This window comes from Fischerella muscicola PCC 7414 (genome assembly GCF_000317205.1).
GTDB classification, from domain to species: Bacteria; Cyanobacteriota; Cyanobacteriia; order Cyanobacteriales; family Nostocaceae; genus Fischerella; species Fischerella muscicola.
The window spans coordinates 38,941-55,011 of the sequence record NZ_AJLK01000062.1 but is presented as its reverse complement, the minus strand read 5'-3'; the positions used below and the strand labels follow the sequence as shown (position 1 = coordinate 55,011).

The 16,071-nt window shown below is 38.4% G+C and carries 14 protein-coding genes and 1 pseudogene; 13 read left to right on the top strand and 2 right to left on the bottom strand.

What is annotated here, in order from left to right; genetic code table 11:
* Window positions 1-244 precede the first annotated feature (244 nt).
* From UYI_RS0109215 to UYI_RS0109185, 7 genes are all read left to right on the top strand, one after another.
* Window positions 245-1,081: a sulfurtransferase gene (locus tag UYI_RS0109215; RefSeq protein WP_016866380.1), complete on the top strand. Its 837-nt coding sequence runs from the start codon at window positions 245-247 to the stop codon at window positions 1,079-1,081.
* Window positions 1,082-1,094: 13 nt separating this feature from the next.
* A complete protein-coding gene (locus UYI_RS0109210) occupies window positions 1,095-1,412 on the top strand; it encodes an antibiotic biosynthesis monooxygenase family protein (RefSeq protein WP_016866379.1) in 318 nt (105 codons plus the stop codon).
* Between the two features lie 700 nt (window positions 1,413-2,112).
* Entirely contained in the window at window positions 2,113-2,517 is a 405-nt protein-coding gene (locus tag UYI_RS0109205) for a hypothetical protein (protein WP_016866378.1), read from the top strand.
* Between the two features lie 15 nt (window positions 2,518-2,532).
* Window positions 2,533-3,144 carry a hypothetical protein gene (locus UYI_RS32280; protein ID WP_199332442.1) on the top strand — a complete coding sequence of 204 codons (612 nt, stop codon included), beginning with the start codon at window positions 2,533-2,535 and terminating at the stop codon, window positions 3,142-3,144.
* A gap of 43 nt (window positions 3,145-3,187) precedes the next feature.
* Window positions 3,188-3,529 (top strand): 2Fe-2S iron-sulfur cluster-binding protein, encoded by a 342-nt coding sequence (locus UYI_RS0109195; RefSeq protein WP_016866376.1) that lies wholly within the window; start codon window positions 3,188-3,190, stop codon window positions 3,527-3,529.
* A gap of 380 nt (window positions 3,530-3,909) precedes the next feature.
* Window positions 3,910-4,311 carry a phage holin family protein gene (locus UYI_RS0109190; protein WP_016866375.1) on the top strand — a complete coding sequence of 134 codons (402 nt, stop codon included), beginning with the start codon at window positions 3,910-3,912 and terminating at the stop codon, window positions 4,309-4,311.
* Window positions 4,312-4,470: 159 nt separating this feature from the next.
* Window positions 4,471-4,653 (top strand): YqaE/Pmp3 family membrane protein, encoded by a 183-nt coding sequence (locus UYI_RS0109185; RefSeq protein WP_009458661.1) that lies wholly within the window; start codon window positions 4,471-4,473, stop codon window positions 4,651-4,653.
* Between the two features lie 322 nt (window positions 4,654-4,975).
* On the opposite strand, the gene UYI_RS0109180 is transcribed toward UYI_RS0109185, so the two are convergent.
* Window positions 4,976-5,764, bottom strand: a complete 789-nt coding sequence (locus tag UYI_RS0109180) for a hypothetical protein (RefSeq protein WP_016866374.1) — start codon at window positions 5,762-5,764, stop codon at window positions 4,976-4,978.
* Window positions 5,765-5,899: 135 nt separating this feature from the next.
* On the opposite strand from UYI_RS0109180, the gene petJ reads away from it, so the two are divergent.
* Together petJ and UYI_RS0109170 are read left to right on the top strand one after the other, a co-directional pair.
* Window positions 5,900-6,241 (top strand): cytochrome c6 PetJ, encoded by a 342-nt coding sequence (gene petJ / locus UYI_RS0109175; RefSeq protein ID WP_016866373.1) that lies wholly within the window; start codon window positions 5,900-5,902, stop codon window positions 6,239-6,241.
* 128 nt (window positions 6,242-6,369) lie between these two features.
* On the top strand, window positions 6,370-7,389 hold the full coding sequence (locus UYI_RS0109170; protein WP_026085841.1) for an aldo/keto reductase: 1,020 nt from the start codon (window positions 6,370-6,372) through the stop codon (window positions 7,387-7,389).
* A gap of 8 nt (window positions 7,390-7,397) precedes the next feature.
* On the opposite strand, the gene UYI_RS0109165 is transcribed toward UYI_RS0109170, so the two are convergent.
* Window positions 7,398-9,563 (bottom strand): GumC family protein, encoded by a 2,166-nt coding sequence (locus tag UYI_RS0109165; RefSeq protein ID WP_016866371.1) that lies wholly within the window; start codon window positions 9,561-9,563, stop codon window positions 7,398-7,400.
* A gap of 1,930 nt (window positions 9,564-11,493) precedes the next feature.
* On the opposite strand from UYI_RS0109165, the gene UYI_RS0109160 reads away from it, so the two are divergent.
* The 4 genes and pseudogenes from UYI_RS0109160 (at window position 11,494) to UYI_RS0109145 (ending at window position 16,063) form a co-directional block, all read left to right on the top strand.
* Window positions 11,494-12,813 carry a glycosyltransferase family 4 protein gene (locus tag UYI_RS0109160; protein WP_016866370.1) on the top strand — a complete coding sequence of 440 codons (1,320 nt, stop codon included), beginning with the start codon at window positions 11,494-11,496 and terminating at the stop codon, window positions 12,811-12,813.
* 586 nt (window positions 12,814-13,399) lie between these two features.
* Window positions 13,400-13,824 (top strand): annotated as a pseudogene (locus UYI_RS32275) (hypothetical protein).
* A 96-nt stretch (window positions 13,825-13,920) separates the two neighbouring features.
* Entirely contained in the window at window positions 13,921-14,763 is an 843-nt protein-coding gene (locus UYI_RS0109150) for an ABC transporter permease (RefSeq protein ID WP_016866368.1), read from the top strand.
* Between the two features lie 16 nt (window positions 14,764-14,779).
* Window positions 14,780-16,063, top strand: coding sequence for an ABC transporter ATP-binding protein (locus tag UYI_RS0109145; protein WP_016866367.1), 1,284 nt, complete (start codon window positions 14,780-14,782; stop codon window positions 16,061-16,063).
* Window positions 16,064-16,071 lie beyond the last annotated feature (8 nt).

Here is a 16,071-nt window from a genome sequence, read left to right as displayed (position 1 = left end):
AAAAACTTATTGTTGATCTTATGCTCAGAGGAGGTGCTGCGATCGCAGCGCCTTTTTTGATTGTGCGAGACTTGAGCGCGATCGCAGGTCTTGTTCATCCTTGAGGTGGTTGATGGCTTCAAATAAAAGCTGCAAGGAACTGGTCATTGTCGCGATGGCAAAAAAAGTGTACTCGATCGAGGACTGGGCGAAGGAAATTGCCTCTTTTAATCTTAGCTGTAGTGCTAATGACAGGAGAAAACCGATGTCCCAATATGCTCACCCTGAAGTTTTGGTCGATACGCAATGGCTGATGGATCACCTCAACGATCCGATGGTGCGTGTCGTTGAAGTCGATATGAGTCCAGAACCCTACAAAGATGCTCATATTCCTGGTGCAATTTTCTGGAATATCTTTGCGGATCTGCTCATGCCTGACCTTCGTATGAATCTAGAGCAAGTTGCTATTGAGAAACTGATGTCGCGATCGGGAATTTCTCAGGAAACAACTGTGATTTCCTATGGCAGTTATCCTGGCACAGGAGCCTGGATCTTTTGGCTTTTGAAACTCTTTGGACATGAAAAAGTGTATGTCCTCAACGGTGGACATCAGAAATGGGTGGCGGAAGGTCGTCCAGTGACATCAGAGTTGTCAAGCTTCGCACCTACTCAGTACCATGCAATATCTCCTGATCCCAATTTGCGAGTTCTACAGGCAGAGGTTCAAGCATCTCTGGGGCGATCGGATTGCGTGTTGCTAGATGTCCGTATTCTTCAAGAGTACCGTGGCGAATTATTTATGATCAAGCCACCAGAAGGATTGGAACGTGGGGGACATATTCCGGGTGCTGTGCATCTTGAATATACTCTCACGCTGAATGAAGATGGTACGTTTAAGTCAGCAGAAGATTTACACACTCTCTACAGCAGCCAAGGCATTACAGCTGACAAAGAAGTATTTCCTTACTGTGCCATTGGTGGACGATCTGCATATACCTGGTTTGTTTTGAAGTATTTACTCGGCTATCCCAACGTGCGAAATTATGATGGATCGTGGAATGAGTGGAGCCGTCTACCTCATTCACTGATTGATCAAGGTTAAATCATTTCAGCCCATGATATTGGAAGTAGCGATTCTTGATGTTAAACCTGGTTCGGCTGAAGAGTTTGAAGCTGCATTCAAAACAGCCTCAACGATTATTGCTTCTATGTCGGGCTATGTCTCCCATGAACTTCAACGATGTCTAGAGACTACAAATCGTTATATTCTGCTCGTACGCTGGCAGCAATTAGAAGACCATACGGTTGGATTTCGACAATCGTCAGAATATCAAGAGTGGCGATCGCTACTGCACCACTTTTATGATCCATTTCCAACTGTGGAGCATTATGAAAGCATTTTATTTAACTCTGGATCTGAGTTTTGCCCATGATACTCTCCGAATTTTCATTAGGTAGGAAAGTAGCCTTGGTTACTAGTGGAGGTCTTTAAGGGTAAGAGTGATGAGATTAGCGACTACTTTTTGAGTCAACGCAGGAGATGAGTGAGATGAATCCACTGACCTTAAAGATTATTTTTACTTCTAAATTGTGTTACTTGTTGAAATTTAGCCGCAGATTGCACGGCATAACAACCCCAGTGCAGCGGAATGAATGGAGTCTTTTATGCTTGCTCAATGTTAATAGTATCCGCTGAACGAGTCGTTATTTAATTACTGAGGATTTGTCAAAGCTAGGCTACAAATTATAATCCAGCAATGCGCCATCGCTCATCATAAAGTCTAAAACTTACATTGTTAATGCATTGACTTACATTGTTAATGCATTGGCTTACATTGCGAATGCATCGACTTACATTGCGAATGCATCGACTTACATTGTTAATGTATCGACTTACATTGTTAATGCATCGGCTTACATTGTTAATGTATCGACTTACATTGCGAATGTATCGACTTACATTGTTAATGCACCATTGATTGTACTTTGCCTAATCTGAAAATCTCACTCTACACCCAAACACAAAGGTGTCTGATAAAACGGGATGAGATTTTTCATACAAATCATACAAATTAGAACCGCTATCAAATGCGATCGCTATGGGAAACGTCACAGCTAGAGTAATATGCTTATATGCAAAATCGGTTTTCAATTGTTGCGATCGCCCTATTATCCTGGATACTCTTTGGTATTCTCACCCTCACACCAGGAGCCTATTTCATTTTGAACTATAGTCAGATCCCAAACGCGATCACCTTTGGAGCTTTAGTTGGTACAGTGATTGGGCTGATCGTGGCAATGGTTGGGGTTTGGGCAGTAGTAATTACCAACTTGGTTGCCGTGTTTCGTTGGGTGCTGCTGGGGTCGATGCTAGGAGCGATTGTCGGTTCGGTTACTCTACTGTTGATTGGCGATTTTCCAAAGCGATCGCAAGCAGACTTGTCACTGCTATTCTTAGGCCCAGCTAGTCTAGCAATAGGTGCAATATTGGGGATGTTTTCTGCTATCCTGCTGTGGCGTTTTCGACGAGCAAGGTAGGTTGAATCTAGGTTTGTGATCTTGAAAATGGGTGTAAGGGTGTGGGGTGTGGGATCGCTCCGAGTTCCAACAGCTGTCGGTGATCCCCGTAGTGTTACTTTTGGTAGAAACCACGATACTATCCGTGAAATTAACTCTAGTGCCATCAACCCGTATAGCGATCGCTCTGACTCTTACCTAGCAACGTCTTATGTACTAGCAAAAGAAAGTGGTACTCCCTTAGTACTCAACTGGAATAACAGCGATGCTGCCTTTATCCCCTATGGCGTGAAGTTCCGCCAGATTGTGCGTCAACGAGGAAAAGAGGGGAAAAATGTCAAAGAAAATGTTTTGGCAGCGATTGATAGTCCAACAGTGTTGCTGATGGAACGAGGTAGCGAAGGATTTTTCGTTGTCAATAAAGGAGCAAGTAAATTTGACGTGCCAGCATTGGATTTAACCTTGACTAATTTGGAGGGATGTTATCGGGAACTCCGCAATAACTTTACCCTTGCTGTTGAACGTCGCAATAACGGGAAAAAATTTATAACTCGTTGGGGAACCAACAATAGAGGTGGTATGGAAGTTCAAGGACGAGATGCACTCTACTTTATCCGTGAACCTTTTAATCAATGTCAGGCAGGATAAAATAGGCGATCGCATAGTAATACTTCTCAAAATAGAAAAGCAAATGGCAGTTTATCAAGTTCGACTGATCAATCCTGCAATTGGGTTAGATCGTACGATCGCAGTACCTGATGATCAATATATCCTTGATATGGCAGAAGAAGCTGGTATGCGTCTACCATCTGGATGCAAGCAAGGTGAATGTTCTGCCTGCGTGGCTAAAATTATTGATGGAGAAGTTGACCAAAGCGAACAAAAGTTTTTGCGATCGCATGAAATAGCCGCTGGTTACACTATTACTTGTGTTGCTTATCCTTTATCTGATTGCACATTAGAGACTCATCAAGAACAAGTTTTGTATAAAAATTCGCTTTATTTTCAATCACATACAAAGAAGTCTGAGTAAGAAGTCTGAAAATAGCTATTCTTTTAAGAAACAAGGCAGCAGGCAGCCCCAATGAAAAAATTTCACAAGCTTTGCCATGAAAACCTCACCCTGTTCTATCAGACACCCCTCTCCTTAGCAAGGAGAGGGGCAGGGGGTGAGGTTAATTTCAAGTCAAAAGAAAAATATTAAGAAAATCTTAATAAATTAGTTGTTATTTTATTAGAAAAAGTGAATTATTATTACCCACTCTAAACCTTTAACTTTATAAATTCTGTCTTGTGATACCAGCCTAATGGCATATGCAAAATCTACCCTGTTAGAGAGGTTAATAAATAATACATAGCTGAAGATGGTATCAGAACATAAAAACCTCTATTTCTGCTTTTTAGGTGAAAACAATGACAGGAAACTTGTTAGCTGCCCTAGTTACAGCTTTGAGCTTACTAATCGTTGATTTAGTTGTTCCTGGTGTTAATATTGCTAACTTTCCAGCAGCTTTAATTGCTGCGGTAGCTATTGGTTTAGTTAATGGATCTGTTAAACCAGTTCTATCTTTTTTATCCTTACCACTAAACTTCTTATCTTTAGGAGCATTTTCACTCATCGTAAACGGTATCTGTTTCTCTATTGCAGCATTTTTAGTTCCTGGTTTCTCTGTACATGGGCCGATAGCTTTTATTCTTGGTCCTGTTGTTTTGTCTTTAGGTAGCACCTTTATCAACAGATACTTTGCTGAGAGAAATTTGGCTCTCACAAGCAGCCAAGAAGCAAAACCCAAAGCTGAGTTGCCTTCCAGCTAATTATTAGCATTAAATAGGACGGATGTGAACGTGATTGCGTCTGTCAAAAACAAAAAAACCGAATTAAATTGATTCCTGGGAAGGAGTTCATAATTCGGTTAATTTCGGAAGATTGTAAACAGAAATAAACAAATTACAAACAACAGCAGTCGAAACACCATGAAATTACTTCGTTATCTCCTTGGATTCTTTTTACCTCCCCTTGGCATTTTCTTGACATATGGAGTAAGTACAACTTTAGTTATAAACATTCTCCTTACTCTTCTCGGTTGGCTTCCTGGTGCGATTCACGGTGTGTGGGCGATCGCTAAATACGAAGAAAGATTAAACACCGTATCCTAGTTTTTGACACCAAATTCCAAATTTACTTACTAAGCCATGCTATTTTAATAAAGCTCGCCGAGGCGAGCTTTATTTTATATTCTAAAAAAACTTCGTTTTTAGTATTACTCAAAAAACAATATTCCTAAGTTTTTTCAAAAGTCGTTCCTCCATCATTTATGTTATGAGAGATAAGATCCCCGATTTATTAAAGAAGTCGGGGATCTGGGCTTTGCGATTCTCATAAATCATATAGGATTGCTGTATCTTTTACACATAAAAAATAGGATGAGCAATGCCCATCCTACATCCTAGAAGTACTGGCGAATCATAATTGTTATTGTTACTTACCAACTTTATCTACTGGCTCTTTTTCTTTTAACCAATCAGCAGCAGATAACAATAAATCTCTGAGTATTTGTTTGATTTGACGCTCTTTTTTAGCTAGTGAAGTACCTGCTTCGCCAATCTTTTCTTCTAACTGAGCGTGTTTTTGTTGCACTTGAGCAACTGCTTCCTCTGCTTGGGGACGAGCTTGCTGGAACCAGTTTTTTGCATCATCTAGATAACTTTTTACTTCTTCAGAACGTCCACCATAGCGTGCAGCTAAATTTGCTTTGACAATAGCTAACTGTGCTTGTAGTTGAGCATATCTTCTTCTCAACAAAGCTAATTCATCACTATTTTTGATAGCATCTATAGCAGAGTCAATAGCAGTTTTAGTCTCAGGTGAATTGACATTATTAGTATCTTGGATCTCTGCTAAAATGCCATCAACTTCTTGCTGTATTTTATTTTCTTCCTCATCTAATTGAGATTGTAGCTGTTTGACTTGAGCTTGAGTTTTAGCAATGGACTCATGTCTTTTAGTATTTACAGCCTCTAGCGCTCCTTCAATTGAAGCTGTGACATTTTCTTTTAAGTCACTGCCTTTAGCTTGTAAGTTTTCAACTACAACTGAAACCGCATCTTTGACGATAGAACGAAGCTCAGTAGATCCTTCTTGGAATTCAGAAACTACTTGAGAGACAGCCGCTTTTACAATTTCACGAATTCGCTCTGCCCTCAACTGTCCGGTTTCTTTTGCTTGTTGAAGGTCTGTTCTAATTTGTTCTTTGATATTGTTAGGCATTTTCTAGATAATTTGAGATTTAACTAATTTGGATAGAATTTTGTAGGTTCACTATGTCACACTATGATTGTGGCGTAAGATAATTTAAAGCAGTACTTCCTAAGGATAGAAAATCACTAACCAAAGTAGTATTATATGTGTGGGAAAATAGCTATAAAATTGGCACTGTTGATATTTACACTATTGATAATTAGCTTTAATCAACCAGCGTTAGCCGCAGATACAACCAATGGTGCAAAAATCTTTGATGTTCATTGTGCTGGTTGTCATCTCAACGGTAGTAATATCGTCAGGCGAGGTAAAAACTTAAAGCTTAAAGCACTAAAAAAATATAGGATGGATTCAACAGAAGCGATCGCTTCTATAGTTGCCAATGGGAAAAATAATATGTCAGCCTACAAAGATCGTCTGAGTGAGCAAGAAATACAAGATGTGGCCGCCTATGTTTTACAACAGGCTGAAAAAGGCTGGCGTTAAAAAGAGTTAGAATGACCAATAATTCCTCGCAGGAAGCCTCAAAATTAAACCTCCTGCATGAATCTCAAAAACCCCCCTCACGAATTCACCAACAACATCATTGATCTTTAGAACCAATCCAAAATCGAATGACTCTACCCGCATCAAGTCGTCTACAATTTACTCCTGACTTAAATATCTGTCGCATCCTCAACGGGATGTGGCAGGTATCTGGCGCACATGGACGTATTAACCCAACTGCTGCTATCCAAAGTATGTTTAAGTATATGGATGCAGGCTTTACTACTTGGGATCTGGCTGATCACTACGGCCCAGCAGAAGATTTTATCGGCGAGTTTCGACGTCAGTTAATTACAACTTGCCCTCAAGAGGCTTTATCTCACATCCAAGCTTTTACTAAATGGGTTCCTCGTCCTGGAAAAATGACCAGAAAAATTGTCGAGGAAAACATTAATATTTCCCTCAGAAGAATGAATGTTACTTCGTTAGACTTAATGCAATTTCACTGGTGGGAATATCGAGACCCAAATTACCTTGAAGCCCTTAAGTATATGGCAGAATTACAAACTGAGGGCAAAATCAAACATCTGGCTTTAACTAACTTCGATACGGAACACCTGCAAATTATTGTCGATGCAGGGATCAAAATCGTTTCTAACCAAGTGCAATTTTCTGTAGTTGACCGTAGACCAGAAGTTAATATGATGCGCTTTTGTCAAGAGCATGACATAAAACTTTTTACTTACGGTACAGTCTGCGGCGGCTTGTTATCAGAAAAATATCTGGGACAACCAGAACCTGGGGTTTTTCAACTTTCTACTGCCAGCCTGAGAAAATACAAAAACATGATCGATGGCTGGGGTGGTTGGAAGTTATTCCAAGACTTACTTTCGACCCTCAAGCAAATTGCCGATAAGCATCAAGTCAGTATTGCTAATGTGGCAGTGCGCTATATATTAGACAAGCCTGCTGTGGCTGGTGTAATTGTTGGTGCTAAGCTTGGGGTATCGGAACACATAGCAGATAACGCCAAGGTGTTTACGTTTTGCCTTGATGCTGAAGATATACATAATATAGATGTCATATCTAACAAGTCACAAGATTTGTATCACCTAATTGGGGACTGCGGTGATGAATACCGCAGGTAGCTGATGGTTTAATAGGCTGAGTTTTGCTTATGATCGTTGCTAACGACACCCAAAACGTTCATGCGGGACGTTTTTAGACTATCCAATGCTCGCTTCAGTACAGAAGAGTCTGTTTTTTCCATCCTCACTACTAGCAAGATGCCATCTGTATGAGGTGCTAATAAACTAGCATCAGCTAATCCAAGTAAAGGCGGAGCATCATAAATCACTAAGTCATAGCTATTTTGGAAGTCTTCCATCAATCGTTTCATCTTTTCTGATGAAAGCAACTTTGTTGGATCTGGCGGTATTGGCCCAGAAGTTAGTATAGAAAGTTGCTTCATAAATGGTGCTGGCCGAATTGCTTCTGTCACTGGCAAGTTTGTGGTAATTAAATTACTTAAACCCCAGAAGTTACTTAAATTTGCTAGCTCGTGAATCACAGGTTGGCGTAAATTAGCATCTACAAGTAAAACTCGTTGCTCCATTGCACAGGCGATCTCAGCTAGGTGGAACGCAACTGTAGATTTACCATCTCCTGCAACGGCTGAAGTAATAACTATAGATCTAATTGGGCGATCGCTACTAAGTAGTTGAATATTTGTATGCAGTACGCGTAAAGCTTCTAAGAACTCTGTGCTGTAGCTACTAGTATCTTGAGGAGCGATCGCACTAGGTTCAGAGATATCTTTTGGTAAGGAATCTGGTATTGCCTTTGCCAAAATTCTTGGTAAAGAAGTATGCTGTTGATTGATTTGTAGATGTTTCTCAAAAGGTATAGATCCTAGCAAAGGCTCTTTAATCTTTTGCTTGAGAACATAAGCACTATGATAAGTACTGTCCAATTTCTCTAGTAGTAAAGCTAGACCAATTCCTAAGACCAAACCACCCAACAATCCCGTTATTACACTACGTTTGATATCTACTAACGCAGCATTTTCTGGCTGAGTAGGCGCTTGAATTAATTGCCAAGGCAATTCAGCTTGTGCTACCTGAATTTCTAAAGTTTCGCGGGTGTTGAGAAAACGATTCAAACTTTCAGTTGCAACTTGTAAGTTCCGTTGTAATTCAGTATATTGTCTTGTTAAAACAGGTAATTGCTTGCGCTTTTGTTCGAGTTGTTGCTCTATCTTAGCAAGTTCTTGACTTTGCACCTCTAAAGCCTGAAGTTGTGTTGTTGCCTCAGCCAGTTTTGTATCCATAAAACGCTGTGCTTCTTGAGTTAGCAATGGCAACAGGCTTTCCCGTTTTTCTTTTAAGTTTTGAACAGTAGGATTTTCTTCCTGTAAACGAGTTGTCTCAGCAGCTATTTGGACGTCCAATTCACGCAACTTACTAAGTAATTCTTGATACAATTGTGCATTATTTAGTGCAGCCTGTGTTCCCTCTTTCCCTTGTAAGCTAGCTAAATTGTTACGAGCTACAGCCAACTGCTGATCAATCTCTTGTCTTTTTTGAGACAAATTCTCAGATTGAGCAGTTATTTGCTGTGCCTGTGTTTCTGGATCAACAAAATCGTACTTTTGACGAAATACCTGCTGTTCTTTTTGCAGCTGATCAACACGCCTCTGCATCACTTGCAGTTGTTCTCTGACAAACTTTAGACCCTGGCGCAAACTAGTTTGCCGCTGTTCTAAGCTATATTTTAAGTAGGTCTTAGCAATTTGGTCTAGTATAGTTTTTACCTTACTGGGATCATCACTCTGATAGCGAACTTCTATAATCTTCGTTTCACCTAGACGAGTAATAGTCAGAGAATTTACTAGATAATTATAGTTAACGTCTGGATAATCTCTTTGTAATCTTCTCACAATATTTGTCATTAGCTCCGGACTCTTGAGAACCTGGATTTGGCTCTCATAATCTAAACTCGGGTTGGATGAACTAGAACCTTGGCTAGAAGCAAGTTCTGGCAACTTGTTCTCATTATTGAGAGGTTCGACTAATAGCCGAAAACTGCTTTCATACACAGGTTTTTGCTTGAGGGATGAGTATACTGTAGCTACCATCACAACAGCTGCTACTGTAGTTATAACTAATGCCCGTCGCCTGACAATACCTAAAAAATCTCGTAAGTTCCAATCATCCCCTTGAGTTTCAGATAGAGGAAAAGGCGGAAAATGATTACTAAATGCCTGCGGCAAGAAGTTCTGATTTCGGTCAGAACTTGAAGATTGATATGATTGATTATCCATGATTTATAAAAGTTTGGTAAATATCCAGGTATAACTTTGCTATATAAGTTTAGAGTAATCAAGGTATGGATATAGCTTGAAATTGCAGGTAGAGTAGCTAGAGTTGTTGTTTTTCTATGGTATTTAGCCACTCAGCAGAAAATGACCCCCTAACACAGAAGTGCAATCATTTCTTCTATCGTGAATAAAGTATATCATCGCTTTATCTTATTGATGTGCTGCCTTACTTAAGCTTAATACTCTACTTGGTAATGTATTCAGTCAGGTTTAGCCAGAACAAACAGGTATTTAATTTACTAATATTTGTGTTGCTGTCAATATCAAACTATTCATATTAATTCTCATATATACAATCCTCTTTTATGAGTTTGGGAAAATTTTAAATCTGCATTCAAACTTACCAGGATTTTGAATGGCTGTTTTTGTCTAATCCACAGGTACGGAAGATTAACTACAAGATGAGATTCAAACTGGTAAAGCATCATTCAGTATGTTTTACACCACAAGAGTGATAAAAGAGGAATAAATTGTATTAAATTTGAAATCAAGCTATTACGCGTATTGTTTAAATATTTTTGATGCTATTACTAAAAAGGGATTAACAATTTCTCTTAGAAGCAAGTAATTTTAATTACATTACTCCTAGATATTTAAAGCGTTAAAGTGATTTTATATACATAATCAAAAAAATTACTATTTTCTTATATATAGGCAAAAACCCATAAAATAAGGATTTTTTTAGAGTTATGCTTACAAATAAATTATTTATCTTAAATGTTATGTGTTATTTAACACAATAAAGTAAGTATAATAAGATTAACATATTAGCTTAAAAATTTTCAACATAAGAACTCATTTGAAACGTGATAACATACTCATGCAGATAGATGTTTTGCCAAACAAACACCAAAATAATGATTTTCTGTAATGTAAAATATGAAGCAATACATTTGTTCTTTAAAATTTTAAGGAGAAGATTGAGTCAAGGATATATTTGCTTGAAACAAGCAAGCTACCAACATCGTTAAGAGAATGTTTTAGAGATCAGTCAAATGGGCTAATAACAGCATCATATAAAAACAGTTCCTATCCGACAAATTTTGTTTGTCTATTTCCTGTACTATTGATACTGCATATACTGAACTTTGATGGCATTAAGCTAACTGGTGTCTTCAGTTTTAGTATAAAAATTAGCAAAAAAAATCATCTTTGTGTTTGAAAAACCTTCCAAGTAGCACTTAATCTATGTCCAATTGGAAGTAAACAACACATTTAGCTATCAAAACTATTTTCATCGCTGTTAACGACTTAATTTTAAGTCCAGCCCCATCCAACATATTACTTTGTATAGGATAAAATCTATGCTGTTAGTTTATTCTTTTTTAAAACACACTGACTTCGGAAAAATATTTCTCAACCACAGATTGATTTCTATTGTTTAAAAGCTGGAGAGTGCTGTTCTGAAATTTATGATTTAAATTTTCGTTTAGGAAATTTATTCATTCGAGCAAATTCCTAATGTAGTTTGAATATTTTTTCTGACGGGATACTTTTGCACAATTCATGCTCGTCCTAATTTTGATTGCCTATATATTCTATATATTAAAGAATGTGCAAAACTTTACTTTTTAAAGATTAGTTAAAACTTAGATAAAAATACTAATTTTTATGCAAACAGCCTTACCTTACCTGCTAACAAAGCCTATAATAGGAATCTACGAACAAATACTGATTATGTATAGTATTGACAAAAAAATTATCTTTACTAAATGTAGAAAAGGATTTCCCGATAGCAAACAAATAGTTTTTAATCAATCATGTTTATTTGATATTTAAAAACTTAAGCTTGCTGATGAAAAGATGTAGATTTTTACGAATTGAATAGTTAAGAAGGTCATCTAGACTAAAGTTTTGCTACAGGATAGAGCCGATGACACTCAGTAAATGGATTAATCAAAAACTGTTTCTATATAGCTCTGCTTATTCGGAGGATAAGACTGAAGATTTGATCAAAACGGAAAAAAAATTCAAATTGTCAGTCATTACTCAATTTTTTCCTCCAGATTACGCAGCTACAGGACAGTTGCTAGAAGAACTGACTAGACAATTGGGAAATCTAGGGGTAGATATTGAGGTTTTTACAAGTCAGCCAGGATATGCTTTTCGGTCTTCTCATGCCCCAGCAGTCGAAAATTTAGGTAAAGTACAAGTACAACGATCGCGCACTGCTCAACTTTGGCCGGGACGCATTCGAGGTAAAGCAGTTAATGGTGTTCTGTTTACTCTGCGTGCTGTACTTCATTTACTGAGAAATGGTAGTCGTTTTAATTTATTGTTATTGACCACAGCACCACCATTTTTGCCAATTATAGGATATCTAGCTCATCGCTGGTTTAGAATTCCCTATGTCTGCATACTCTATGATCTTTATCCAGATATTGCGATCGCTCTGAATGTAATCTCAAAAGACCATTGGCTAGCAAAGCTTTGGCAGAAACTCAATAAGTTAGTTTGGCAAAAATCCAAAGCAATCATAGTTCTCAGTCCCGCAATGAAAATGCGAGTGACTGCTATTTGCCCACAGGTAGCCGATAAGGTTTTTGTAATTCACAGTTGGGGAGATCCTGATTTGATAATACCCATAGCCAAAAAAGAGAACTGGTTTGCATGGAAATACAACTTAGTAAATAAGTTTACAGTACTTTACTCTGGCAACATGGGTCGTTGTCATGACATGGATACCATCTTGGAAGCAGCAAAACTACTACAGGATGAACCAATTCAGTTTGTATTTATTGGTAGTGGAGCAAAACAGGAAGAATTAATTAAAGATGTAAATCGCTTAAGACTAAAAAATTTTGTCTTTTTACCTTATCAAGACAAAGAAGTATTACCCTACTCTCTAACAGCTGGTGATTTATCTCTAGTGAGTGTGGATGCGGGAATGGAAAGTTTAGTTGCTCCCAGCAAACTTTATCCAGCCTTAGCATCTGGACGACCAATAGCAGTCATTTGTTCGCAGTATTCATATTTGAGACAAATGATTACAGAAGCCAATTGTGGTGACACCTTTGAAAATGGAGACAGTCATGGGTTGGCTGAGTTTATTCGCCTGCTGAGTCAAAACCAGGAATTAGCAAAGCGTATGGGTAGGGCTGGTCGTCAATATATGCGATCGCACTTTACACCTCAAATTATATCTCGGCAATATTTACAAGTCTTGCAGCAGAGTATTGTCTTTGATAAATAACATCACCAATCAAATAACACTCGTAGTTTTATGACTTGATAAATACTAGGTTCAAGCCCAAGTATAAGTAATTAAATAAATTTTAATTCTTTGTGATGTTTGAACCATGTATTTTCCCTAAATATTTAACGATTGTCAAACTTAAATAATCAAGATTTTAGTTTTGAGGGGAGGGAACAATGTGTAATTAAAACAATTTTTTGATTTGCGATTAAATTTTAGATTGTAGTTACTGAATTATGGCTTTTGCTATAGCGAGATATTTAACATAGTAGTAATTTAACTAAGCAAATTAATTGCTGAGAAATGTTTAAATAATTATGAAATGATGGTATATAATATGTGGTAAATTCCTAAGTAACTTGGTCATAAAATTAACAACATATAGTTGTCTAATACCAACCTCCTAAAAGCTTTAATAAAACTGAAAAAATCTTGTTTTATTATCAATGTATGAGTTCTTTAGAACTAGAAAAACTGAATTGAGCCAAAGTAAATATTGTTATTTATCTAGGAGATGGGCTTCGATGGTCTTATGATCTCAGTCCCTCCAACGTAACCTTCTAATTAATAACGGGAGGCCGAATTGCACAGAAGGTGTGACCGTAATCGGAAACGCTCAAAACGTAGAGCCATAAATTGTCCAATTCATGGATGTTATCTCAATAGTGTCAGTCAAAAATATCAGTTGTATGCAGACCGGGCAGGACAATTACAACAAAGGGGTATACCTCGACGGAATGCATTAATGTTGGTAGCACACCAGACGGCAGTTCCGCTAGATGGAGAATGGGTAGAAGCTTTTTGGTGTAGTGCCAGCTAACTAAATGGTATCACGTGTGTAAAGGCGAAAATAATGCATACGCAATTAAAAATGTGCCACCAGAACTTTGGCAACACGCAACAGGAGTGATAGACCCCGAAGGAAACCCTTCTGTAGGTGAGTTTACTCGCCGACATGCACGACTAGTTAACCACAACAGCATTAAAGATTTTCAGTTTGTAGGATAAATCAAACTTAGTTGTTGGCATTTAGTAGTTGTTTGTTGCTCGTTGTAATCAAAATCAACTACTAACAACCAACAATCAACAATCAACAATTAACTTATGAGTAGTCAAGAAATAGCCTCTCAGCAAGAACTAGTGATTGAGGCAGGACGTACTGAACGTCAGTACTGGAAAGATATTTGGCGCTACCGGGAGCTAATGTATTTTCTTGCTTGGCGAGATATTTTAGTGCGTTACAAGCAAACTGCGATCGGCATAGCTTGGGCATTGATCCGACCATTTTTAACAATGGTTGTTTTTACCGTAGTATTTGGAGGTTTAGCGAAATTACCTTCAGGAGGAGTACCATATCCAATACTTGTGTTTGCTGCTATGTTACCTTGGCAATTTTTTGCCAACGCCCTAAGTGAAAGTAGTAATAGTTTAATTAGCAACGCCAACTTAGTTTCTAAAGTATATTTTCCCCGTTTGATAGTGCCAATCAGTGCAGTGGTAGTCAGCTTTGTAGATTTCATGGTATCTGGCATGATACTGCTGGGGTTAATGGCATGGTACAACTATGTACCAGATTGGCGGATTCTCACGCTACCAGTATTTATATTGATTGCCTTTGCAGCAGCTGTTGGTGCTGGACTATGGTTGGCAGCATTAAATGTTGAATATCGTGATTTTCGCTATATAGTGCCTTTTATTGTGCAATTTGGCTTGTACATTTCCCCTGTAGGATTCACTAGCAGCGTAGTACCATCAGAGTGGCGATTACTTTACTCATTAAATCCGATGGTGGGTGTGATAGATGGCTTTCGCTGGGCAATTTTAGGTGGAGACTCACAAATTTACTTGCCTGGATTTACCCTATCTGTGGGATTAGTTGCCTTATTACTGGTAAGTGGCATTTGGTACTTCCGCAAAATGGAACGGACATTTGCTGATGTAATTTAGGGAAGGAGCAAAGCAGATGTCTGATACTGTAATTCGCGTAGAAAATCTGGGAAAAAAATTTATTATTGCTCACCAACTAAACAATTCTAGCCGTCACAGTTACAAGGCTCTACGAGATGTAATTACTGATGGAGCTAAGTCTCTGACAAAGAGCTTAATTAAGCCCAATCATCAAAAAATGTCTAACCCTGCCCGTGAAGAATTTTGGGCCTTGAAAGATGTTGCTTTTGAGATTAAGCAAGGTGAAGCTATTGGTGTGATTGGACGCAATGGAGCCGGAAAATCAACACTCCTCAAAGTTTTGAGCCGCATTACCGAACCAACCAAAGGACGTATCTCTATTAAAGGACGGGTAGCAAGCCTACTAGAAGTAGGGACAGGATTTCACCCTGAACTCACAGGGCGAGAGAACATCTTCCTCAACGGTTCTGTTTTGGGGATGAGTAGAGTCGAGATCAAAAAGAAATTTGATGAAATAGTTGCTTTTGCGGAAGTAGAAAAGTTTTTAGATACACCAGTCAAGCGCTATTCTTCAGGAATGTATGTGCGTCTTGCTTTTTCCGTTGCTGCCCACCTAGATCCAGAAATTTTAATTGTAGATGAAGTCCTAGCAGTAGGCGATTCCGTATTTCAAAAGAAGTGCTTGGGGAAAATGGGAGATGTGTCAAGCAAAGAAGGGCGGACAGTTTTGTTTGTTAGCCATAGTATGCAAGCGATCGCCCAATTGACTAAACGTTGCATACTCCTTTCCAAAGGTACAGTTCAGTTTGATGGTGCTACTAGCAAAGCAGTGCAGTTATATCTTTGTGGACAAAAAGAAGATATCGAAGCACGAGCTGCTTACCAAGCACCAGAAAACAAAACTGGTAACTACGTCGCTTGGGCAAAAGTGCATACTTCCGAAGGAGAAGGGATTCACTGTTGGGGAAAACCTATTACATTTGAGTTTGCCTTAAATATAGAGAAACCCCATGAAAGTCTGTCCTTTTCGTTTCAAATAGTTAGTTCCCTGCAACAGCCTATTGCTATTTTTTGGTTTTTTTCTGATGCACCTTTTCGCCATGAACCGGGAATTCATATTTTCCGATGTGAGATACCCAAATTGCGGCTTTACATGGGTTCCTATACCTTAACAACATGGTTCTCTGAACGACGTAGTGAAACCCTGCTAGAAAATCTCCAGGAAATTTGCCAGTTTGAAGTTAGTATGCATGAATTTGAACGACCAGATTATCCGTGGGAGGCAAATGAATGTACTTATTTAGAAGATGCGGTTTGGAAAACTGGAGAAAAATATTAATCAATTAA

What these genes read in the sequence shown, in the direction of transcription:
- UYI_RS0109215 (WP_016866380.1), top strand. Translation starts at nt 245, where the DNA reads ATGTCCCAATATGCTCACCCTGAAGTTTTGGTCGATACGCAATGGCTG.
- UYI_RS0109210 (WP_016866379.1), top strand. Translation starts at nt 1,095, where the DNA reads ATGATATTGGAAGTAGCGATTCTTGATGTTAAACCTGGTTCGGCTGAA.
- UYI_RS0109205 (WP_016866378.1), top strand. Translation starts at nt 2,113, where the DNA reads ATGCAAAATCGGTTTTCAATTGTTGCGATCGCCCTATTATCCTGGATA.
- UYI_RS0109195 (WP_016866376.1), top strand. Translation starts at nt 3,188, where the DNA reads ATGGCAGTTTATCAAGTTCGACTGATCAATCCTGCAATTGGGTTAGAT.
- UYI_RS0109190 (WP_016866375.1), top strand. Translation starts at nt 3,910, where the DNA reads ATGACAGGAAACTTGTTAGCTGCCCTAGTTACAGCTTTGAGCTTACTA.
- UYI_RS0109185 (WP_009458661.1), top strand. Translation starts at nt 4,471, where the DNA reads ATGAAATTACTTCGTTATCTCCTTGGATTCTTTTTACCTCCCCTTGGC.
- UYI_RS0109180 (WP_016866374.1), bottom strand. Translation starts at nt 5,764, where the DNA reads ATGCCTAACAATATCAAAGAACAAATTAGAACAGACCTTCAACAAGCA.
- petJ (WP_016866373.1), top strand. Translation starts at nt 5,900, where the DNA reads ATGTGTGGGAAAATAGCTATAAAATTGGCACTGTTGATATTTACACTA.
- UYI_RS0109170 (WP_026085841.1), top strand. Translation starts at nt 6,370, where the DNA reads ATGACTCTACCCGCATCAAGTCGTCTACAATTTACTCCTGACTTAAAT.
- UYI_RS0109165 (WP_016866371.1), bottom strand. Translation starts at nt 9,563, where the DNA reads ATGGATAATCAATCATATCAATCTTCAAGTTCTGACCGAAATCAGAAC.
- UYI_RS0109160 (WP_016866370.1), top strand. Translation starts at nt 11,494, where the DNA reads ATGACACTCAGTAAATGGATTAATCAAAAACTGTTTCTATATAGCTCT.
- UYI_RS0109150 (WP_016866368.1), top strand. Translation starts at nt 13,921, where the DNA reads ATGAGTAGTCAAGAAATAGCCTCTCAGCAAGAACTAGTGATTGAGGCA.
- UYI_RS0109145 (WP_016866367.1), top strand. Translation starts at nt 14,780, where the DNA reads ATGTCTGATACTGTAATTCGCGTAGAAAATCTGGGAAAAAAATTTATT.